The sequence below is a fragment of the Moorena producens PAL-8-15-08-1 genome (assembly GCF_001767235.1).
In the GTDB taxonomy this organism is placed as follows: Bacteria; Cyanobacteriota; Cyanobacteriia; order Cyanobacteriales; family Coleofasciculaceae; genus Moorena; species Moorena producens_A.
In genome coordinates, this window is sequence record NZ_CP017599.1 from 8,312,682 (window position 1) to 8,333,468 (window position 20,787).

18 protein-coding genes and 1 pseudogene are annotated in these 20,787 nt (G+C 44.5%); 6 read left to right on the forward strand and 13 right to left on the reverse strand.

Going from position 1 to position 20,787, the window contains the following annotated elements; genetic code table 11:
• Positions 1–215: 215 nt before the first annotated feature.
• Entirely contained in the window at positions 216–1,082 is an 867-nt protein-coding gene (locus BJP34_RS30400; RefSeq protein WP_070395567.1) for a segregation/condensation protein A, read from the reverse strand.
• Positions 1,083–1,958: 876 nt separating this feature from the next.
• Positions 1,959–2,318, reverse strand: a complete 360-nt coding sequence (locus tag BJP34_RS30405; protein WP_070395568.1) for a lipopolysaccharide assembly protein LapA domain-containing protein — start codon at positions 2,316–2,318, stop codon at positions 1,959–1,961.
• 324 nt (positions 2,319–2,642) lie between these two features.
• On the opposite strand from BJP34_RS30405, the gene pdxH reads away from it, so the two are divergent.
• A complete protein-coding gene (gene pdxH / locus BJP34_RS30410) occupies positions 2,643–3,287 on the forward strand; it encodes a pyridoxamine 5'-phosphate oxidase (RefSeq protein WP_070396958.1) in 645 nt (214 codons plus the stop codon).
• A gap of 171 nt (positions 3,288–3,458) precedes the next feature.
• Here pdxH and BJP34_RS30415 read toward each other — a convergent pair whose 3' ends face one another.
• The 3 genes from BJP34_RS30415 to BJP34_RS30425 all read right to left on the reverse strand — a co-directional run bounded on the left by BJP34_RS30415 (position 3,459) and on the right by BJP34_RS30425 (position 7,243).
• The gene (locus BJP34_RS30415; protein ID WP_070395569.1) at positions 3,459–5,519 is read right to left on the reverse strand and encodes a DICT sensory domain-containing protein; all 2,061 of its coding nucleotides are present in this window, start codon (positions 5,517–5,519) and stop codon (positions 3,459–3,461) included.
• A gap of 199 nt (positions 5,520–5,718) precedes the next feature.
• Positions 5,719–6,498, reverse strand: a complete 780-nt coding sequence (locus BJP34_RS30420) for a photosystem II S4 domain protein (protein ID WP_070395570.1) — start codon at positions 6,496–6,498, stop codon at positions 5,719–5,721.
• A 238-nt stretch (positions 6,499–6,736) separates the two neighbouring features.
• On the reverse strand, positions 6,737–7,243 hold the full coding sequence (locus BJP34_RS30425) for a hypothetical protein (protein ID WP_070395571.1): 507 nt from the start codon (positions 7,241–7,243) through the stop codon (positions 6,737–6,739).
• A gap of 361 nt (positions 7,244–7,604) precedes the next feature.
• On the opposite strand from BJP34_RS30425, the gene serA reads away from it, so the two are divergent.
• The gene (gene serA, locus BJP34_RS30430; protein ID WP_070395572.1) at positions 7,605–9,185 is read left to right on the forward strand and encodes a phosphoglycerate dehydrogenase; all 1,581 of its coding nucleotides are present in this window, start codon (positions 7,605–7,607) and stop codon (positions 9,183–9,185) included.
• 180 nt (positions 9,186–9,365) lie between these two features.
• Positions 9,366–10,262: a 50S ribosomal protein L11 methyltransferase gene (gene prmA / locus BJP34_RS30435; protein WP_070395573.1), complete on the forward strand. Its 897-nt coding sequence runs from the start codon at positions 9,366–9,368 to the stop codon at positions 10,260–10,262.
• An 11-nt stretch (positions 10,263–10,273) separates the two neighbouring features.
• Here prmA and BJP34_RS30440 read toward each other — a convergent pair whose 3' ends face one another.
• The 5 genes from BJP34_RS30440 to BJP34_RS30460 all read right to left on the reverse strand — a co-directional run bounded on the left by BJP34_RS30440 (position 10,274) and on the right by BJP34_RS30460 (position 14,629).
• Entirely contained in the window at positions 10,274–10,912 is a 639-nt protein-coding gene (locus BJP34_RS30440) for a HEAT repeat domain-containing protein (RefSeq protein WP_070395574.1), read from the reverse strand.
• 223 nt (positions 10,913–11,135) lie between these two features.
• The gene (locus BJP34_RS30445; RefSeq protein WP_070395575.1) at positions 11,136–11,972 is read right to left on the reverse strand and encodes a HEAT repeat domain-containing protein; all 837 of its coding nucleotides are present in this window, start codon (positions 11,970–11,972) and stop codon (positions 11,136–11,138) included.
• Positions 11,973–12,296: 324 nt separating this feature from the next.
• Complete coding sequence (gene cpcA / locus BJP34_RS30450; RefSeq protein WP_070395576.1) at positions 12,297–12,785, reverse strand: phycocyanin subunit alpha; 489 nt, start codon at positions 12,783–12,785, stop codon at positions 12,297–12,299.
• A gap of 89 nt (positions 12,786–12,874) precedes the next feature.
• Positions 12,875–13,393 (reverse strand): phycocyanin subunit beta, encoded by a 519-nt coding sequence (locus BJP34_RS30455; protein WP_070395577.1) that lies wholly within the window; start codon positions 13,391–13,393, stop codon positions 12,875–12,877.
• A gap of 543 nt (positions 13,394–13,936) precedes the next feature.
• Positions 13,937–14,629: a phycobilisome rod-core linker polypeptide gene (locus tag BJP34_RS30460; protein WP_229424102.1), complete on the reverse strand. Its 693-nt coding sequence runs from the start codon at positions 14,627–14,629 to the stop codon at positions 13,937–13,939.
• Between BJP34_RS30460 and BJP34_RS30465 the strand changes: the two genes are divergently transcribed.
• Both BJP34_RS30465 and BJP34_RS30470 read left to right on the forward strand, forming a co-directional pair.
• The gene (locus BJP34_RS30465) at positions 14,624–15,271 is read left to right on the forward strand and encodes an IS607 family transposase (protein WP_070393043.1); all 648 of its coding nucleotides are present in this window, start codon (positions 14,624–14,626) and stop codon (positions 15,269–15,271) included. The two genes, BJP34_RS30460 and BJP34_RS30465, sit on opposite strands and share 6 nt — an antisense overlap.
• Positions 15,272–15,295: 24 nt before the next feature.
• Complete coding sequence (locus BJP34_RS30470) at positions 15,296–16,429, forward strand: RNA-guided endonuclease InsQ/TnpB family protein (protein WP_083305249.1); 1,134 nt, start codon at positions 15,296–15,298, stop codon at positions 16,427–16,429.
• A 120-nt stretch (positions 16,430–16,549) separates the two neighbouring features.
• Here the strand turns inward: BJP34_RS30470 and BJP34_RS48030 are convergent.
• The 3 genes and pseudogenes from BJP34_RS48030 to BJP34_RS30480 form a co-directional block, all read right to left on the reverse strand.
• A pseudogene (locus BJP34_RS48030) lies at positions 16,550–16,660 on the reverse strand (phycobilisome rod-core linker polypeptide CpcG); the annotation flags it as partial.
• Between the two features lie 810 nt (positions 16,661–17,470).
• Positions 17,471–18,220: a phycoerythrobilin:ferredoxin oxidoreductase gene (locus BJP34_RS30475; RefSeq protein ID WP_070395578.1), complete on the reverse strand. Its 750-nt coding sequence runs from the start codon at positions 18,218–18,220 to the stop codon at positions 17,471–17,473.
• Positions 18,217–18,954, reverse strand: a complete 738-nt coding sequence (locus BJP34_RS30480; RefSeq protein WP_070395579.1) for a 15,16-dihydrobiliverdin:ferredoxin oxidoreductase — start codon at positions 18,952–18,954, stop codon at positions 18,217–18,219. The genes BJP34_RS30475 and BJP34_RS30480 overlap by 4 nt, the downstream gene beginning before the upstream one ends.
• Positions 18,955–19,467: 513 nt before the next feature.
• On the opposite strand from BJP34_RS30480, the gene BJP34_RS30485 reads away from it, so the two are divergent.
• Complete coding sequence (locus BJP34_RS30485) at positions 19,468–20,748, forward strand: nucleotidyltransferase family protein (protein WP_083305425.1); 1,281 nt, start codon at positions 19,468–19,470, stop codon at positions 20,746–20,748.
• Positions 20,749–20,787 lie beyond the last annotated feature (39 nt).

Sequence of the window (20,787 nt, forward strand, 5' to 3'; positions counted from 1 at the left end):
CTAACTAGTCCTTGAACTCTCACCCACGATTAGCACGAGGGACTTTAGTCCCTAACTCTTTTTCATAGCCACCGCTATTACACAGTGGCAAACAAGCTGGAATTTTCTGTAACCTGTGCTTTGAGTGATGCTTTGAGTGACCCCAGTTGAGAATTACTGGTTTCCTGACAAGGCTAGTTGATGTTATAATGACCCGCTTTTAAGCGTGGGGTTCATTACTCCAATTTACGGATTTTTATATCTTGGTAGAATTCTTCTTGGCATAACTCAACCTTAGACTGAGCAGATAACAATAGCAGTCCCCAGAAAACACTAACTCTGTCCCCTATTCGTGATTCAATAGGAGCGATCGCTGTTTCTGTGTCAGCTTTTCCCGACATCTTGGCTGTTCTGAGTTTGTCCTCCTGGTAAGAAGAACCAAGGGAAGTTGATGCAACTGATGATGGGGATAACGTCCACCACTCTAACAACTGATTTAAATTCAGCCAATCGTTGTCTGGCGCTAGCTCATACCAGTAGCGGGATAGAAATTCCTCCAGCCGTGTGGCAATCTCGGTCAAGTTTTCATCATGAGCTAGATGGGCAATACGAGCTGCCTGACTACGGACACTAGAGCGAGTCCCTTTTTTAGGGGAAGGTAAGGGGTTTTCACCCAGTTGGACTGCCATCTCCTGCAACTGTTTAATGAGCTCTGGCAGGGTTACTGGGCGTCTTTTAGGGGGTCGGGCAGCAGAGCGACGGCGTAGATGACGTTCTAGATTGCGAGGCAAACCTCTATCTCCCCTGCCATCAATTTCCTCGGACCCATCCAGTTCTTCGGATTCCTCCAACTCCTCGGGTTCTTCTAAACGTTCCAAGGTATCGGCTTTCAGTAGAACTAGCATGGATGCCCATAGAAACGCTTGCCCAGACTGAGACAAGTCCGTGTCACGGTATCCGAGTTCTGGATCACTGTCTAATGCCAGTGTACTTAGATAGCGGTCAATGACATCAATTACCTGAACATCCCATGGGTCAATTTCTCCCCGCTGTGCCACATCAATGAGAATAGCGATCGCTTCGGTAGCAGGTGTTGTAGTCATCTATAGGACCCGTGTCTATTGACTAACGATATATAGCCATGTCTTGTTCGATACTGTTGGTCAATTAACTGACGGCAGGACTTACACAAAACTGGGCACCAAACCCTATAACCTATAAGTACGCTTACTGACCCTACTGGTAGAGTTACTGCGGAAGTCCTGTAAGGTGTGATATCAACTCCGGTAGCATCGGTATTGTATGATTTGGAGGGAGGACAAATAGGAGAACGAAAATAAGGAAGCGTAAATTTTACATCTTAAATTTTCACTCTTGTAGAGACCTTGAATACAACCTCTGAAGCAAACAGGATTTATCTGAATAGACACCATAAATTTGCGAGTTTTAGGGGTGAATTGGTAGCCCTTATATTCGTCTATGGGGAGTAAAGTTAACTGCTCAAATAGAACAACTTACTGGCGCTTTTGGTCTTCGATGTACTTCTTAATAACTTCGATAGACCCAGCGAAACGCTACAAACGCCCATAGCTTTTAGTCCCAAGCCTAGGCAGTCTAGAGCGAAGTTGCGGGAATTATTTTATGAGATATATAAGACATACCTTTAATGTTTGACTGCTTTATAAACTCCAAACTTAGGGTTAACTTCGATAGAAAGACGTACATGGACTTGCATTACTTCCATCTCTAGAATTTATTAGTCCATGTTCGGGCAAGCTTCTATAGTTAACTCTTCGATCCTGCTCTCAAGGTTGCCTGTAAGAACTTTTTGTCTGTACTTAGGGCAAACTATAACAGGTTACTTACAATAGTAAACAACATTTTTGTTAGACTTATATTGCTTCGGCATTGAATCCTATAGCTTATAGGGGAGATTCAGCTACTTGACATTTTACCAATCCCCAATAGCGATACCAAAATTAGTCTAATAGTGGATTATCTGACAATGGGTCAGATGCCGATAAAAGCAACTGTTTCTGTTCAATCTCAATTTTGTATTGTTGAATGTCGTCTTCTAATTGTCTAATCTGTTCATCCTTTGAGTGTATCTGCCCAACCATCTTACGAGTTCCTAGAAAATTGAGAAATCGCGTCCACAAGCTGAATAACCAGGCTATTACTGCTCCAAGCCACATGGATAGAATCAGTGCAATCGCCAAGGGAGCCTTAACCTGGATACCATCAATAATCCTAATGGAAACAGATTGGGTATTTTCCAAGCCAAATAAGACTAGTGCCAGACATAGAGCGAAAATCAGCAAAAAATTAATCTGTCGCATCAGCTTAATCCAAAACCGTTGCAGTTGCTTCCTACTTCTACAACAGATAACACGAAAATTCGGCTTTTTTAACTTGCCGATTACTGTAAAGTGCACAGGTGTCCCAACGCGCACAGGTCAAGGACATCTACTTGGCACGGTCATCAACTGAACTTTTTACCTCTTTTACCCCCGCTGTTTTGGGGAGCTGGGGAGAGCTTGGATTAGCTCAGGTTATGACTTTGTGCAGTATAGCAGCAGTTGGAGTTCGCTTCAAGCCTACACCTGCTTGCTAGGAAGATATAAAAGATGCCACCAAAACTGGTCAATTCTAAGGCAAGAAACATGAATACTAGAGTAGCTGATTTACGTAAGGATTACACATTGAAGGGTTTGAGTGAAACCGATGTCCACCCAAATCCTTTCGAGCAATTCAAAATTTGGTTTGACCAGGCAGTGGCTGCTGAGTTGCCAGAACCGAATGCCATGACTATAGCTACAGCAACACCCGATGGCAAACCTTCCGCCCGGATGGTACTTCTGAAAGGCTACGATCAGCGGGGGTTTGTCTTTTACACTAATTATCAAAGTAACAAGGGGCAGCAGTTAATCGAGAATCCTTGGGCTGCCATCACGTTTTGGTGGGCTGAGTTAGAACGACAGGTACGGATTGAGGGGCGAGTCGATAAGCTAACAGCCGCTGAGTCTGATGATTATTTTAACAGTCGTCCCAAGGGTTCTCAGCTGGGGGCTTGGGTGTCAGATCAAAGTCAAGTTATTCCCAGTCGTGAGGTGTTGGAGCAACGGCTACAGCAACTGAACCAAGACTATGAAAATAAAGAGGTACCTCGTCCACCGCACTGGGGAGGGTTCCGGGTAATTCCATCAGAAATTGAGTTTTGGCAGGGACGTCCCAGTCGGCTCCACGATCGGTTGCTGTACAATCGTGGTAAGGATGGGGATTGGGTGATTAAACGATTGTCCCCTTAGTAACCTGGTCTTCATTGTCTTGATCCAAAGCGCGAGTGGATTGGGTTCTGTGTAAGGAAGCTGGGTTGGTAGTGGTAAAGATATAGTGATTTGCTTACGGTCTGGTCAAGGTAACAGGAGCTAAAATCACTACTTTTGTAGCACTCCCAAACTTTCGATATCTCGAATCCCCTAACGTTTACGCCGAGCTTTTGAGTGCTTTGATTTTGGAGTTTGGATAATAGGAACAGTAAAGTAAAACTGAGAACCTTGGTCTTTGCCAGCTGAATTTGCCCAAATTTTTCCACCCCAGCCTTTGACAATTTGGCGACAAATTGCTAAACCTAGCCCTGTTCCCCCAGTAGTTCGCCGCAGAGCACCTTCTTCTTGATAGAAGCGGTCAAAAACAGCTTCCAGCCGATTGGGTTCAATACCACGTCCAGAATCTTCGATAATAACTACTATCATCGAATCATCCAGCGTTTGGATACTTATTTTTACTTCTCCTTGTGGGCTGGTAAATTTGCAGGCATTATCGAGAAGTCTAGCTAGAGTTTCAACTAGCCACTCCCCGTCGGCTTTGACTAATGGAAGGTTCTCTGGAACTTGAAGCGATAAACTAGGTCGTTCATCTTCAGAACGGCGAGCGCAAACATTACTCAGGGCAAGGTCAATGCACTCTCTTAGGGAGAGGGATTCTGGGTGCCATTCCACACGACCACTTTCTAAGCGGGAAAGAGTGAGGAAGTCCTGAATCAGTTTCCGCATTCGTTCAGCGTCAGCGAGGGCAGTATTGAGCATGACCTGACGCAATTCTAGGGACATATCTGGCTCACTAGCTAGACTCTCAAGACATACTTGAATTGTGGAGAGGGGAGTGCGCAGTTCATGACCTGTAATCGCTACTAAATTGCTACGGGTGCGGTCAAGAGCTTCTAGCTGCTGATTCAAATCTTCTAGGTTGGCGTAGGCTTCCGCTTGAATCAAAGCTACACCGACTTGAGTTGCGATCGCATCCACTAAGGCTAACTCATCCTTTTCCCATTGATAAGGTTGGGACCCACAATGATGTATATCTAACATGCCCAATAACTGACCCTGATACAGCACTGGTACCTTCAGCCAAGAGCGAATGGCAAGCTCTTGGACTAGATTGTGCAAGGTTTTTGATCGTCGATTACCAGTTTTCTTTGTGGAATTAGTACCGTTAATCCGAGGATCTGTCTGGGTGTCTTCTACATAAATCCGTTCTCCACTCTGGACAACCTCTTGGAATAGGCAATTGTCTTGCAATGGCCATATTTTTCCTAGTGTGGCAACTAAAGGGTCATCCCCCTGACTAGAGGGCTTTAAGAACTCATGATTGATGATAGTAGTGGTATCTGTTGCTTTACAGCGATAAATCAGACACCGTGATGCTTCAAGGGCTTTACCCAACTCCTGCACAGCGACTTCAAGAATGGCATTGGGGTCAAGGGATCGCCTAATGGCGTTGGAAATAGAGTTGATCAGAGATTCTTTCTTGCCCTGAGCAGCAATGGAGCGATAGGCTTTGAGCAATTTATACTGACCTGCTTGTAGATAAGTCACCAAACGCTGGACAAAAGGATCAGAATTGGCGGAACTTTGAGCTTGGTCGAGAAGGGATAGATTACTGGTGGAGTTTTGGGTTAATCGAGCACTAACTACTGATGAATCGTCTAAATACTGAGATTTGGCCTGTTCAATCTTAGCGCCTAGTTCAGGTCGGTAAATTTGAATGCGATTGAGTAATATCTCCGCTGCTTTTTGACTCACCTTCCGGTCAAATGTCCAGATTCCTTCAAAACGTCGGGATGAGTCCATTTCCCCATTGGTAACCTCTAGTATTGGTGAGGGTCGTTCTTGACAAATCAAACAGTTTGTGTATGTTTTCCCAATAACTACCAAATGCCATTCTTGAGAGAGGGCATCGTTGGGTTCAAATGCCACGGTTTCGTGATACTCTGAACTACTCTTAAATTCTGTTTCCGGTGCTGCTAGTACATAGACTTGGGGGGTCTGTTGAGCAATGCGTCGATATCGATGAGCTTCCTGACGGTAGAAACGCTCTCGCTGGAAGCTAGCAATGACCAACGGCTGCTCTGAGCCAGCTAATACCTGATCTTCCATGGCATGGGAAAGTGCGGTCAAAGAAGACTTGAAGTACACCTGTGACCGCAGTATAGGTATAGCTTGCAGTAAGCTTTGCAGCACGGAAGTCGTAATAATCATTAATAAATTTTCATCACAAATCCTAGATATTTTGGAAACCCCAGCTATGGGCGACGGGGGAGGATAAACCAGCTTGAGCCTTTAATCCCAGTCAGAGTATGGGGTGTTGACAGCCTAATAGACTTTTTATGTGTACCTTTCTCAATTTATCTTATACACAGGGGATTGAACACAGCGAATTTTGAAGCCCCACCTTGTTTCAGATGTATCGGGTTAATTCAACCCGATATCGTTGTTTTTTAGTAATAGAGACATCCCCAACCTCCAAGCGTCCTTTACCACGAATGGCAATCAAATCTCCAGATTTGACTGTATAGCTAGATTGCTTGACCTCTTTCCAGTTAACCCGCACATCCCCAGTGGTAATGAAATCAACCATCTTGCTGCGGGACATACCAAAGCCAGCCGATGCGATCGCATCTAAACGCATGGAAGCTTCTGTTGTTGTTCTGAGTTTCTTTTTCGGTTCCCTAATCTTGAGTTCACTCAAATCAATCCGTTGAGTTTTGACAGGTACCGAACGCACCTGATTTAAATTCAGCTCCAGAAACTCTACCAACTCTGGTACGACAATCACCTGAGCACCTCGCTCTCCCAAGACAATAATGTCCCCAATCTTCTCTCGCACCAATCCAGTGCCCAGAATTGCCCCCAAGAAATCCCGGTGAGTTGCGGTATCAAACAAAAAATTCCCAGCAATATCCAAACCCACCAATTCTACCTGAGATTTATCCAGAGGCAATTCCTCACGGGCGATCCCTAACCGTTGTCGTTCCGCCTGAGGATATCCTCCCCAAGCCAGCAATTGCACCTCTGTCAACCGTTCAAACTGCTGAGCAACCTCTACCAAAACTGGCGGTGATAGAAAATCCGTCAATACCACCTCCCAAGTCTTAATTGCTTGATCAGCTTGGTCAATCACACGAGCCACATCTTCTCGATTCTCTACACTTTTTAAAAGTTCTTCTCTAGGTAGCATTCCTAATAATTTGTTAAAGACGTTTGATTAATGGTCTAAATAATTATTTCCTCAAATTCTAATCAGGATTTAGCAATAGGTAATCAGTTTCGCATACTATCTATTACCCATGACTAACTCTAAAAGTTATCTTTATTAAATTTTATTAATTTTAATTTACATTGAGGCTTAGTTACTTTGCCCTCTTTGCGCCTTTGGGATTTTTACCACCAAAATAATTGCGCAACCCTTAAATAGTCTAGAGGAACTCATACCGTTGAATAGTCTCTGGCTGAAACTGACGCAGAATTTTAGTCCCTAGCTCTGTCAAACTCTCGGAGCCCTGAACCACAATTAAGTATTTTCCCTGATTTAGACGGTTCCGATAAGGCAGTGCATCACCACTACCAACACTCAACCCAACCCCACCTCCAACGAAAACGCTACCCATTGCTGCTGCGATCGCACCAAATACCCCTCCCAGGAGATGATTGCCAATTTCGCTAGAGAAGCCAAACAGTTTTATTTCCGTTAGCACATTGAACAGATAACCCGCCGCAAAGCCAAAGGGAATCAACCAATATGCCATTTGTCGGGCTCCCTTGATTCCCTGTTGTTTGGGGTCAATGAATCCAAACTCATCAGCACTCTTATATCCTCTACCCAAGATACTTACTCGATCCATAGGTAACTCTTCTTTTTCCAAAGCAGTATAAGCTTCTTCTGCCTTAATGCGGTTGGGGAATACAGCAATCACATATTTCATCGCCACTTGTGCTGATTATGTAGATGTAAAGTTTACTTGAACTCTTCCTTGAGCTCGTTTTGATCCCCCGCCTCAAGCACAGGGGCTTTCAAAGGTTAGAGTTTTGAGAAATTTTCCATGAAAGATGGGGGAAACTTAAAATCTTTTAGATCAGTAGCTATCCAGGGATACCTTTGCAGTTAAGATAGCATACTGCGGTCAAAGCTACTGAATGTGAACAAATAGACCTGTTCAACTACATTTTTTTGTAGTTAAGTGCTATTGGATGATGGTTCATCTCTAGTACTCTTGGGGTTGATCTTAGTTTCCCATGGAATAGCTCCAGCACCGTGTGTATAGCCCATTAACCTATCTCCTGGTCATGTCTAAGGTTCTTGTTTCTGACTCAATTGATCAAGCTGGTATTGATATCCTTTCCCAAGTTGCTGAGGTTAATTTCAATCCGAATCTATCACCGGAAGAACTATTGACAATTATCCCAGACTATGATGCTCTGATGATTCGTTCTGGCACCCGCGTTACCCAAGAGGTAATTGAGGCGGGCAAGCAACTCAAGATCATCGGTCGTGCTGGTGTTGGGGTTGATAACGTTGATATCCCAGCAGCAACTCGTCATGGGATTGTAGTGGTTAACTCTCCGGAAGGGAATACTATAGCTGCAGCCGAACATGCCCTGGCGATGATGCTAGCCCTATCTCGTCATATCTCCGATGCCAATCAGTCAGTTAAAAGCAATAAGTGGCAGCGTAAGCTTTTTATTGGCACAGAAGTTTACAAAAAAACCCTTGGTGTAGTTGGCTTGGGTAAAATTGGCTCCCATGTAGCAACTGTCGCCCGAGCAATGGGAATGAAGTTGCTGGGCTATGACCCCTTCATTTCGGTAGAACGGGCGGAACAGCTAGGCTGTCGTTTAGTCGAGATGGATTTGCTGTTGCAGGAGTCTGATTACATCACATTGCATATCCCCAAAACTCCAGAAACCGCTCATCTGATTAATGACGAAGCCATTGCTAAGATGAAGCCAACTGCCCGAATTATCAACTGTGCCAGAGGAGGCATTATTGATGAAGAAGCTCTGGCTAAGGCACTAAAAGAGGGGAAGATTGCTGGTGCAGCATTGGATGTTTATGAATCAGAACCACTAGGAGAATCCCCCTTGCGTGAATTGGGGAAAGAAATAGTTTTGACCCCCCACCTAGGGGCATCTACCGCAGAAGCCCAAGTTAATGTTGCTGTTGATGTAGCCGAACAAATTCGGGATGTCCTCTTAGGCTTACCCGCCCGTTCAGCAGTTAATATTCCTGGATTGTCACCCAATGTGATTGAAAAACTCAGACCATACATGGAGTTGGCAGAAACTCTGGGTAAGCTAGTTGCTCAACTGGCGGGGGGACGCATTGAATTACTTGATGTCCGATTACAGGGAGAGTTAGCTACCAACGAAAGCCAGCCCTTAGTGGTTGCTGCCCTCAAAGGCTTACTTTCCCAGGCACTGCGAGAGCGGGTAAACTATGTCAATGCATCCATTGAGGCAAAAGAGCGGGGCATTCGGGTAATTGAAACCAGGGATGCTTCGATGCGAGACTATTCTGGGTCCATACATCTATCAGCCACTGGTTCCATGGGGAAACATTCTGTAACGGGTGCTCTGTTGAATGATGGGGAAATCCACATTACCAGTATCGACGACTTCCCGATTAATGTTCCTCCCACTCACTATATGCTGTTTACCGTACACCGGGATATGCCGGGAATTATTGGTAAAATTGGCTCTCTGCTGGGTAGTTTTAATGTCAATATTGCCAGTATGCAGGTGGGTCGCAAAATTGTGCGGGGTGACGCAGTTATGGTGCTTAGTATAGATGACCCCTTACCAGAGGGAGTTTTAACAGAGATTATGAAGGTGCCAGGGATCAGGGATGCTCACACGGTAACTTTATAAGTTAACTACTGAATACGTTCAGTACTGAATACGTTCACTATTGAGTGCTGAGTGCTGAGTGCTGAATATGGGGAAAAGGTTATAGGTACAAACAATCTTGATCCTTAACGAAGGACCATGTATCTCCCCCTGCTGACTCCCCACTCTTAAACTCAGCACTCTCGACCTCGGAACTAAGATATGGCAAACAGCTGGTGGGAAATTCAAATTTTGTGCGACTCTGCCTTAGAGGATTTAATCTTCTGGCGACTAGAAAAGTTTGGTTGTCGAGGAATGTCCAGCCAGCTTAAGGGACATTCTCAACTAGTGCTTGCTCACTTACCCCAAATACAAGCACAGCTGTTGGATTTGGCAGCCCTTGCCCTTTGGGTAAATCAGGATGCCCTTACTGTAGGGCTGCCAGTACCGATAACTCGGTGGCACCTGATTGATGAGGAAGATTGGGCAAGTAGTTGGAAACAATACTGGGAACCCCAAGAAGTTGGCGATCGCTTTTTGATCTATCCCGCCTGGCTACCCTTACCAGACCCTTCCGAACGGATCTTGTTACGTCTTGATCCTGGAGCAGCATTTGGCACAGGTACCCATCCCACCACTCAGTTATGCCTGGAAGCATTAGAGATGCGTCTAGGCTTCAGCAGTGATCACGACAATGTCGTAGCGGATATTGGCTGTGGTTCGGGTATTCTCTCCATTGCCTCGGTGTTGTTAGGGGCTAAAAAGGTCTATGGCGTGGATATTGACCCCTTAGCAGTGGGTGCTGCCCGCAACAACCGCTCTCTTAACAACATGTCTGACCAGGATCTGGTAATAGAACAGGGTAGTATAGAAACCTTGTCTGAGCTGACTAATGGTGAACAAGTAGATGGAATCCTCTGCAATATTCTGGCAGAGGTGATTATTGATTTAATTCCACTAATGAGTGCTATTGCGAAGCCAACCAGCTGGGGAATTATCAGTGGTGTGTTATTAGATCAGGTTAAACCGATTGCTGATAGCCTAGAACAAAATAACTGGATTGTCGCCACCCTCTGGAAGCATCAGGATTGGTGTTGTTTTAATATTCGGCGTTCGTGATTAGTTATTCTTTATGCAAGTTGTTGGATAGCCAGTTGGATACGGGTGCCCACTGTTACATCGGTTTCAGTCTTGAACATTTGCGCTAAATGAGTTTTGATAGTCTCAGCCAGATCTGGATAGGTGACCACTACAGCAGTAGCTAGACCTTGCAATCCTACTACGGAAGAATAACGAACTACCCATTCTGTATCTTGGCAGGTTAGCAGTAGTGTTTTAAACGCTTGCTCTTGGGCAGCAGGAATTTTATCTTTAGGCATATCCTCCCAGTCCAGGCTGCCCAGACCTTTCGTAGCAGCTCGACGGACGCTCATAGAAAAGTCAGTTTCAGCAGCTTCGATTAAGGTATCGAAGGCTCTAGGATCGCCAATTCCTGATAGTGCGCGGATTGCCCAGGCTCTACCTCCGTAGTTATAGTCATCAATTAGGTTTAGCAATTGCGCTACTGCTGTTTTCCCGAATCGCACTATCCCACCGGCAGCTAATTCTGCTGCACCTGGGTTATTGTAGCTAAAAACTGCAATTAAAGTGGGGATCGCAGCTTCTATATGGGCATTAGCCAGGATTCTCACTGCTTTTACTAAGCTATAGGCAGAATCTGCCTCTTTAACAGCTCGAATTAATTCTTGGCCTTGGGTTGTATTAGTCATGAAGCAGTCTAAGGTTAAAGGTTATTTGCCCTAGGTGTTCGGTAGTGGTAGGTTTAAAGCAAAAGCTAAAAGGATCAAAACCCACCAGTGGCGGAGTAATGGTTAGATAAATGGTTAGATAAAATTGTTAGATAAATGATTAGATTAAATTATTTTAAACTTGATCCTTTATTCTTAAAACTTGATCCTTCATCCTTTAAACTTCACACTTCAACTTCGCACTTCAAAGAAGACCATCCATCAAGTTCATAATTTTAATTGCAGTCTCCGATAGGTAGCAACTATCAGTGGGATGGGTTTCTAAGTAATGCTCTAGAATTCCTTTGAGGGCGAGTAGCCTGAGACTATTTTCCGCCCACGTCTTAGCGATCGCATCGGCTGCTGGTAAATAACCAATTGCCCCGAGATCCGAAAGAGCTGCCCGCCTCAGTTGCACTTGATAAGCACTCAAAGCTTTAATTAAACGTTCCGCATAAGTAGGGTTTTGAGTTAGCTGGTACATCGCCCGTGCGGCGGCATACTGTTCCAACTCGTTGGGATGTTCTAGGAATAGTTCAATCAAGTCAATCGCTTCAGTTACACCAAGATCCCCCAAAGCTTCGATGACAGCATTGTAGGGTTGGGCGAGGTGGGGACATCCGGGTATAGGCTGGGCTGCTTCTAAACCTCCATCTAGGAGTTTGATCAGCTTGGGAATACAGGTACGATCTTCTAACATCGCTAAAGATTGTACCGCTGCTTCCCTAACATAAAAATCCGGGCAGTCTAAACAATCAATCAACGCAGGCACAGCTCGATGGTCTCCTAGTTTGCCCAGGGCCCGGGCGGCATTTCGGCGCAGAGGATATCCTCCTAATTCTGTCTGGTTCTCCTGATCCTCTAGGGCAGCGATTAGGGCATCAATTGCCAGTGGTTCCCGGACTCGAAACTTTCCTAGCCACCATGCTGCATAATAGCGAAGCCCCTGGTCGTTTCCTTTTAGATTTGCGATCGCTTGCTCTACAGTTAATGACTCAGAGTTATCAGTCTCAACATAATTCTCAAGACTAGGCTGCAACATTTTAACTTGCTAATTTAAACTTGTTAATTTAAACTTGTTAATTTTCATTTTACGCACGCTCCTGTCTCCTGTCTCCTCAAAAAACCTACCAATTTCTTACTTTATTCTTCATCCTTGATCTGATTACTTGGTAGATATAGGGTACCTAAATCAATTGTGAGCATTTTTGATGCCATATTCCCTACTCCCTGCTCCCTGCTCTCTACTCCCTGCTCCCTGCTCCCTTTGCTATAGACAAACTGTATAGACAAAACAATGCCCGGAAAGGTCAGCAGATACTAGTTCTTGCTAACACCTGCTGACCTTTCCAGGCCAAAATAGCTATTAGCTCAGGGCGTTAATAGCGTAGTCAATGTAGCTATTTGCCTCAGTAGCAGGCTGACCAGTTAAACCATGGTTAGCCTTGATGTACTTGAGGGCTTCGATGTACCAGCTCGGAGACAGCTCGAAGGTACGGTTGATTTCATCTAAACCAGCAATCAAGTACTCATCCATCGGTCCAGTGCCACCAGCAACTAGGCAGTAAGTCACCATACGCAGATAGTAACCGATATCACGGGAGCATTTTGCCTTGCCTGTAGGGTCAGATGCGTAGGTTGGTCCAGGCATGGTAGTGGTGTAAGGGAATTTGTTATACACCGCTTGGGCTGCACCGTCAGTCAAGGTTGAGGCTTTAGCAGTTAAGGCTTTTGCCGCTTCTAAGCAAGCTGTAGCCCCCTTGAATCGACCGAAGGCACTCTGAATTTCTGCATTACTTAAAAAACGACCTTGAGCGTCAGCAACAGCGACTGCTTCTGTAAGCGGGGTTTTCATGGTCTAGGTATCTCCCTAATATTTTGTCAAGTTTTCAAAAACGTTTGAAGTTGTGATAGTTAGACAGCAAGTGATATGCCTTCAGGGTTTTAGGCAACAGCAGAAGCTGCCTTGTCGAAGTAGCTGGAAATTTCAGCCATCAGAGAGCTGCAATCACCAGGGGTGATGCCATTGGAGTCGTTAGCGATCGCAATCGCAGCTTCCTTCATCTTTCCTACACCCACTGCTACGGAAGCACCAGGAGTTCCCAGAGCTAGGTAGGTTTCCCGCAGGCCATTGAGGCAGCGGTCTTCCAGCACACTAGCATCACCAGCAAAAATGGCGTAAGTCACATAGCGCAGGATGATTTCCATATCGCGTAAGCAAGCAGCCATCCGACGGCTGGTGTAGGCATTTCCACCAGGATTGATTAACTGGGGTTGCTCAGCAAACAGAGAGCGAGCTGCGTTAGCCACAATGGTGGAAGAGTTGCTGGTAATACGGTTGACTGCATCCATCCGCTTGTTGCTGTCAGCCACCATAGCGGTAAGAGCATTTAGTTGGTCATCACTAATGTATTGACCCTGGGCATCAGCCTGAGAAACAAGCTTAGTAAACGCATCAAACATTGACGGAATCTCCTACGTTAGTTGGTTTTGTTTCAAAACGGGCTTCAGTTAAACAGACTCAGACTGAATCAAACTAAATCAAGCAGCCTGAAAGGGGATAGAACATGCTCCAGCCACAGCCAATACTCCTATCTCTGTGTCTTAGTCTTTGTCCTAGTCTTTGTCCCATGAGTTGGGTTCAAAACGGATCGTTAAGAAAAATTACAAAACTTCACGTTTTGGTGAGAGACCTAGGAATGCTGTGTGTCAACCAGTTGGTTGGCTTTCGCCTGTCACTATTTACCCTTCAGGTAACTTTTATACAATGATGTCGAGCCTTTATTCGTTACATCTTGTTAAGAGTTTAAGATTTTTTTATGTCTGATTGCAACGGCAGATCAGAACTGGCTTGCTATGGCTACCCTGTGGATTCGCTCCACGTTGGTGCTGGAAGCCTCTTGGTTGGTTACTTCCTGCTCAAGACACAGCTAAGCTGTTTACTCCAGCTAATTGGTCTAGCCGTTAGCAGGTTAGTAACATTTCTTATCAAACCTACACTCACAGCTACAGGCTGATAATACCCCAGGCGGCTAAGGCGATCGCAATTGTTCCCCCAAGTAAGACTACAGCTCCTACCTTAGTGAGTACTCCTGCTACAAAGCGCACTGAGGCAGGAGGATAATAGGTTTTGAAACCAATTGGTTGGTATTTGAAGTAACCCAGCTGTTGCAGTTGGGTGCGATAGTCTTCCCCATAACGAGGCATCCGGGCAAAGGGTAGATCGCCTTGAGTACGCTGGGGTATGATTCGCCGCCGCTGATAAGGCACGGTGTCATCACCAAAGTTTTCCAGGTACTCGTCGCTATCGAGCAGAGCATCAATAAAGTTTTGTAACCCATTAGTAGCCAGCACTATTGACCAAGCTAACTTTTCCCGCTCGCTGTAGACATCACGCCCCAAGATGCGTTGTACACACATCTGGACAAAACGGTAGTTGTTGTTGGTCTGATAATTGCGCTGCCAAAAAGTTTCAGATGTTGCTAGACCACGAATGAATTCGCGCACCGTGATTTGACCAAATCTCAGCTGTGATTCTAAAAAGGTTTGGCGGTTGCTTTTGATAATCTGTTGTTCATTAAAAATCTGACTATAGGCTGCCCTAATCAAGTCATCCATTTCTGATGGAGAGAGTTGACAATTAGTCCTTGAATCATCCACAATCTTCGACAAACCTACACAGGATTGTCGAAGATGCATTATCGTCCTCATGAATTCGCCAAAATCGCCGGTGTCACCGTTAGAACTCTCCAGCGTTGGGATATTTCGGGAAAATTGGTAGCCGATCGCAGCCTTGGCAATCATCGTATTTACACCCAGAAGCATATCAATCAACTTAAAGGTCTATCCCGTGATCATGCCAAGCGGCTGGTAGTTGTTTATTGTCGCGTATCATCCCCCGCTCTCAAACCCGAACTTGAAAACCAGGTCAAAGCTATGGATACCTTCTGCTGTGCTTCTGGAATTCAAATTGATGAAGTGATTAAAGAAGTCGGTGGTGGTCTTAATTTCAAACGTAAGAAGTTTCTAAACCTGATATTCCGTATGCTATCCGGACAGATTTCTACAATCGTCGTAGCTCACAAAGACCGTCTATGTAGGTTTGCCTTCGAGCTGATCGTTGAGTTAGCTAACTATTGTGATTGTAATATCGTTGTGACTAACAATGAGTCACTTAGTCCCCAACAAGAAATGGTGGAAGACCTGATGGCAATTATTCACTGTTTCTCTTGTCGGCTCTACGGTCTACGTCGATCTGTCCAACCAATTCAAGAAAATATTGACAAAAACATCGACAATCCGGAAAATTGCGCTAAAGTAGAAATGGAAGTACAAGTTTAAGGTCGAATTCCCAGGATACACATCATGTATGCACTCAAACGAGAACTTAAAGTCAATCACAAACAATCTGGCTTCTTAGCTGGTTGCGCTGGCTTCTCTCGGTTCGTATATAACTACGGTCTCAGTATCATGATGTCTTCTTGGGATTTTGACGGTGTTAAAGCTTCGGATGCTAAGCGATTGACTGCTATCAAAAAGATTTTTACCAACGTCACCAAAAAGAATCCTGATTTTGCCTGGTGTAATCAATACTCTTCTCGCATCTATCAAAACTCTTTGAGAGATTTGAAAAAAGCTTTCAGTCGTTGGCGCGATCCGAAGCTTTGTTCAGGGATACCTAAATTTAAAAAGAAACGTCATCAATGTAGTTTTACCGTTGATGATGGACATGGTAAGCGCTTAGTAAAAGCTGGAAAATTGCTCAGGATTCCTACATTAGGAACCTTCCGAATTAAAGAAGCTATTCCGTTTAATTGTGGGTCTCAAACTTTCACAATTTCTCGTGAAGCTGGGAAGTGGTTTGTGTCGTTTAAAATCGAGGCTTGCCCCTTACCATCAATGAAACACACCCATAAAAAAGTTGGTGTTGATTTAGGTGTGAAGTGCTTTGCTACCTTATCTGACCACACCAAGATTGAGACTCCTAGTTCGATTAAGAAAGCGAAAATCAAGCTATCGAAACTACAATGGAGAAATCGGAAAAAGGTGCTAGGCAATGGTCCCAGAAAACAAAAACCTAGTAAGAACGCCCACAAATACTACCAGAAACTTCGTCAGCAACATCAGCATATTGTCAACAGTCGAGAAGACTTTTTACAAAAAGAGACAACTCGATTAGCTCAGACATATCAAGAAATCAAAATCGAAGACTTGAATGTATCAGGGATGCTTGCGAACCACAAATTAGCCGAGGCGATTTCTTTGTTAGGTTTCTATCGATTTAGAGAATTACTAACCTACAAACAAGAATTTCATGGCTTTAAGTTGACGTTGGTCGATCGATGGTTCCCTTCATCTAAAACCTGCCACAAGTGCGGTCATAAGCAAGATATGCCCCTTCAAAAGCGAATTTATGTTTGTGGTGGTTGTGGACTTATTGTTGACCGGGATATCAACGCAGCAATCAATATAGAGGGCTGGGAACCAGGTTTTACATAACACTGTCGGTGGCTACCGATAAAACGCCTGTGGAGTAGAAGAAGCCGTCTTCCTACGTATACAAACGAAGCAGGAATTGGACTTCAGACCGATGTCTAGGTTTGTGTAAGATCCATGAAGCAGAAGATTAGCTGTAGTGTATAGTTTAGGCTGCTCATCTCCGGGCACCTCATATCCAGCGACCCGCTGATTTTGGGTTGAGGGCGGATACTCTAACAAAGGAATTGTCATTAATCACCTCTATGATCGTAAACCTCAGTCATCTAAGCATTCAGCCGTCAGCCGTCAGCCGTCAGTGGTCAGTCGTTGGCCAATGGCCACTCAAGTAGCTTGCACTATGGGCATAAGCTGTTCATGTAGCGTGCGCTATGGGCATCAACTCATAGCTAAAAGCTGATAGCTGATAGCTGATAGCTTACTCAGTTCTAATCACAAGATTAGGGGATTAGGTTCATACAAGCCTAACTTTTTTAAAGGTTCTTAATTAAAAGACATAATTTTTAATTTTAGCGACCTATTAAGATTAAGTATTACGTAAGCTGTCGCCTATTTAAACGACCTTGTCTTGATGCAAAGCGCGATTGGGGAGCGGCTGCATTAAGACAGGGATTTGAGATATATCAAAAAAATTTGTTTCTGGCTACTGTTACGGTTTGGCGATCACGGCTAGGGGCAAGCCTAAGATCTTGCACGTTTGATTAAAGGCTCTACAATTTAGGAGTATCGAGTCAGGAGCATCGAGTCATAATAAATGGAGTCAAGATATATTAATTGCCAGTTAATTGGCAATTCATCAGAGTTTTATGATAAGCTGTCAGCCGTCAGCCGTCAGCCGTCAGCCGTCAGCCACAAGCCTTTAGCTAATAGCTGATAGCTGATAGCTTACGTTTTATCAACAATAAAATTCTGTATTATTCCCATCCATTTTGTAGTCATCAATTCTGTACTTTTGTCCTGACTTATGACTCGAAGATACTGACTCCTGACTCCTGAAAAAACTAACCACTTTCTTACATCGAACTGAGGTTAATTTTTAACATCCTAAGCTTCAGCCTTTGCCAGCTTCCGCTCTAGATCAAACAAGAAACCGTGGATGTACTCCTCGGTCCATTCACTGCCATAAAATCTCTGAAACATACCACGAGCTGGATCTTTTTCAGCACGATAACCCAGATAACGCAGTTGAGCTTCCTTGATGGCTTTGAGATGCTGGGAATCAGTAATTAGTTCTGCCTGATCCACAAAATCCAAGTAAGCTGTCAGATAGTCCTTGAAGGCAGCAAACACCCGATTTTCCACTACTTCGGTTTCCTTAGGGCGTGTCCACAGGAAAGCTGGGGAAAAGAACGGTGTTGCTTCCTCAGGAAAGTCTCCTCCCCAAGGCAAATGCTGTTGATGGGCTTTGAAAATCGGTAGGATAGGTTCGGTGTAACGAGCTTGATAGGCTGGATCATCCCGGAACAAGGGCTGCATATCTAAGGCAATCAGATGCCCACCAGGTAAGGTGACTAAGTCAGCCCCGAAGAAGGGCAGGTCATAGTTGAGGTGGGGAAAGATCACAAAATTGAGTACCTGTAATGCTGCTCCCCCCTGGACATGAGCAGCTCGAATTTGTCTGATTTTGGGTGCAGCAAAGGCATAACTAGTGGTGAGGACATCTTGCTGCTTTTTCCCTTTCCCCACTGTTGCGAATTTTCGTTCAAACCCAGGGGGAATGGGATAAGGCTGTAGGTCAAGGCGCTCTTTTAGATATGCGATCGCGTAGTCTAGAAACGGCTGATAGAGAGTCATTTTTGGCTTGGACTAACGGCTAAAGGCATGGCATCTTCAAATAAGAACTCATATAAGAACCGCTCTGCCCACTCGGAACCAAAGTAGCTGCTGAACAGACCATGAGCTGGGTCTCTGTCGGCACTATACTGGTCGTAGTCTTTCTGTGCCTTAACAATGCGTTGAATATCTTCTGGCTCAGTTAGAGGCTCAGCTTGCTCCACCATTTGCCAATATAATGCCAAGTAGTCTTTGTAAGCCTCAAAGACTTCTGTTTTCACTGTCTCTAGGGAATCGATTTTGGCAAATAGTAGATACTTAGAGAAGTATTGGTTGGCATCGTAAAACTTCATTTCTAAGTTTTGTGCCAAGTCCTGATAGCGATCGCGAATTACTCGCATCGGTTCAATGTATTTTTCCTGATACGCTTCATCCCTAAACAATGGCTGAAAGTCTAGAACCACCAGGATCTTCTTTTTGCCAAAGGCTAAGAAGTCAATCCCTAGCAAAGGAAGATCGTAACAGTGACTAGGATACATCACACTGTTAAACACTTGGGAGACTGGTCCAACATCCATGTAGGTATAGCGAATTTTCCGCAATTCTGGGCATTGGTAACACCAGCTTTGAATAATTGCCCGATGTTTAGCGCGATCGCTTACCTGGCGTTCTAAGCCTGGGGGAATTGGTTGACTGCTTAAATCAAACCGCTTAAATAGCTCTTTTTCCAGATAGTCCAGGAAAGGCTGATACATTTATATTGCTCGTATACATAGTAAAACCCTTACTGAGCATAGAGTATCGCGATACTTCCTGTCTCATTTCTCCCAGACAAAGAAATAATCGTTAACATTTGTCTGATCTAACCTTTGCCTAACCTAAGATTTGCCTGACTCAGCCCCCCAATCCCCATCCGCAAATCTACCTAAGGGGAAGCTTTCCTTGCCATTCTGTCAAAGCATCAGCAAGGAAAGCGCTGCCAGTCAATAGGGATTACTTAAAAACTAATCTTTATTGTGTTATATGGCAAGGTACTTCATCAAAACTTTGCAAACTCACTAGTCAAATGTACTGAAAATCCCAGTTTTTTCTGTAAGTAGTAAGTAAATAGTAATCAATTACTGAATAGATTATTTTAATTAATTACCGTTGAGCCGTAATTCGCTGATTTTCCCATTTTAAATGGAAAATTAAAGTCTTACATGCCATTATATCCGCCACATCCATAATGGCGGTTTCTACAGCGCGAGTTTTTAGATTAACTTTGGATGATGACTCTAACCCCATTAACTACTATAGCATCAGTATCGATAACTAATCGAGAATTCCAGACTAAACCAGAACTCCAGTTACTCCTCTACTGTGTCCGAACCAGCATCGACGAAGCGACTGCTAAGTCTATCAAACGTTTACTGCTTGAGCAAGACATCGACTGGACTTATCTGCTCAAAACAGCTCGCCGTCAGAAAGTCTTACCACTCCTGTACCATAGTCTCAAAAATACCTGCCCAGACCTGGTTCCCCAGAACATCCTCAAACAACTCCGAAATTATTTCCAGCACTTAGTCGTACACAACACATTTCTAACTGAGAAACTACTCAAGCTCCTGACTCTTCTAGAGACACACGGCATTTCTGCTATCCCCTTCAAAGGGGCTACCCTTGCTGTTTCAGTTTACGGCAATGTGGGGCTGCGGCAGTTTGGTGACTTAGACATCCTGGTTGATAAGCACGACATCCCCAGAGTGAAAGAATTACTCCTGTCTCAAGGGTATGAATTGCAAAAAGACCTAGGCTGGGAGTATCACTTTGTAGATCAAAAAAGTCGAGTCTGTATTGACCTTCACGAGGGGATTGTACCCGATTTATTCTGTTTGCCATTAGATTTTGACTATTTGCGATCGCATCTTCAGCCTCTATCTCTTGCTGGTAAGACAGTCTCTACTATCTCGCCAGAACAGATGCTGTTAATTCTCTGTGTGCAATTGGGCAAAGACTGTTGTCACTGGAGTGTACGTCTGGCTCAGTTATGCGATGTTGCTGAACTACTCCGTACTCATCCCCAGTTAGATTGGCGCAGAGTACTGGCAGAGGCTCAAAAGCTTGGTTGTGAACGCATGCTCTTGCTTGACCTTTGCCTAGTCAGGGATTTGCTGGGAGTCACGTTGCCACAGATAGTCTTAAATAAATTGCAAGCCCAACCCCTATGCCAATCCCTCGCTATCCAAGTACGATCACAGCTTTTCCGTGACCTTGAAGTCGGCCCTAAGCTTGCAGAAGCAAAAGGGTTTTGGGCTTTTTTCTTGTCCTACAATCATCGCTTCTACTTCACCATGAGAGAGCGTCTGCATGACAGAGTGATGTACTGTCTCCATTGGCTAAAAAACAGTTTGTTTGTTATCTTGATGCCGAACGAAGCGGATTGGGACTTACTCTCCCTGCCTAGAGTGCTGGCTTTCCTGTATTATCCAATCCATATAATACGGTTGTTAATTAAGCATGGCATACAACCAATTTTAAGAACTCATCACGAGCCCCACTCCTTGTGATACCGAGTTGCATTCAAAGATAGTAGATTGGTTGGATAG

What these genes read in the sequence shown, in the direction of transcription:
- prmA (WP_070395573.1), top strand. Translation starts at nt 9,366, where the DNA reads ATGGCAAACAGCTGGTGGGAAATTCAAATTTTGTGCGACTCTGCCTTA.
- BJP34_RS30425 (WP_070395571.1), bottom strand. Translation starts at nt 7,243, where the DNA reads ATGAAATATGTGATTGCTGTATTCCCCAACCGCATTAAGGCAGAAGAA.
- BJP34_RS30455 (WP_070395577.1), bottom strand. Translation starts at nt 13,393, where the DNA reads ATGTTTGATGCGTTTACTAAGCTTGTTTCTCAGGCTGATGCCCAGGGT.
- pdxH (WP_070396958.1), top strand. Translation starts at nt 2,643, where the DNA reads ATGAATACTAGAGTAGCTGATTTACGTAAGGATTACACATTGAAGGGT.
- BJP34_RS30420 (WP_070395570.1), bottom strand. Translation starts at nt 6,498, where the DNA reads ATGCTACCTAGAGAAGAACTTTTAAAAAGTGTAGAGAATCGAGAAGAT.
- BJP34_RS30475 (WP_070395578.1), bottom strand. Translation starts at nt 18,220, where the DNA reads ATGACTCTCTATCAGCCGTTTCTAGACTACGCGATCGCATATCTAAAA.
- BJP34_RS30445 (WP_070395575.1), bottom strand. Translation starts at nt 11,972, where the DNA reads ATGTTGCAGCCTAGTCTTGAGAATTATGTTGAGACTGATAACTCTGAG.
- BJP34_RS30440 (WP_070395574.1), bottom strand. Translation starts at nt 10,912, where the DNA reads ATGACTAATACAACCCAAGGCCAAGAATTAATTCGAGCTGTTAAAGAG.
- BJP34_RS30460 (WP_229424102.1), bottom strand. Translation starts at nt 14,629, where the DNA reads ATGCATCTTCGACAATCCTGTGTAGGTTTGTCGAAGATTGTGGATGAT.
- BJP34_RS30405 (WP_070395568.1), bottom strand. Translation starts at nt 2,318, where the DNA reads ATGCGACAGATTAATTTTTTGCTGATTTTCGCTCTATGTCTGGCACTA.
- serA (WP_070395572.1), top strand. Translation starts at nt 7,605, where the DNA reads ATGTCTAAGGTTCTTGTTTCTGACTCAATTGATCAAGCTGGTATTGAT.
- BJP34_RS30470 (WP_083305249.1), top strand. Translation starts at nt 15,296, where the DNA reads ATGTATGCACTCAAACGAGAACTTAAAGTCAATCACAAACAATCTGGC.
- BJP34_RS30465 (WP_070393043.1), top strand. Translation starts at nt 14,624, where the DNA reads ATGCATTATCGTCCTCATGAATTCGCCAAAATCGCCGGTGTCACCGTT.
- cpcA (WP_070395576.1), bottom strand. Translation starts at nt 12,785, where the DNA reads ATGAAAACCCCGCTTACAGAAGCAGTCGCTGTTGCTGACGCTCAAGGT.
- BJP34_RS30480 (WP_070395579.1), bottom strand. Translation starts at nt 18,954, where the DNA reads ATGTATCAGCCTTTCCTGGACTATCTGGAAAAAGAGCTATTTAAGCGG.
- BJP34_RS30415 (WP_070395569.1), bottom strand. Translation starts at nt 5,519, where the DNA reads ATGATTATTACGACTTCCGTGCTGCAAAGCTTACTGCAAGCTATACCT.
- BJP34_RS30400 (WP_070395567.1), bottom strand. Translation starts at nt 1,082, where the DNA reads ATGACTACAACACCTGCTACCGAAGCGATCGCTATTCTCATTGATGTG.
- BJP34_RS30485 (WP_083305425.1), top strand. Translation starts at nt 19,468, where the DNA reads ATGATGACTCTAACCCCATTAACTACTATAGCATCAGTATCGATAACT.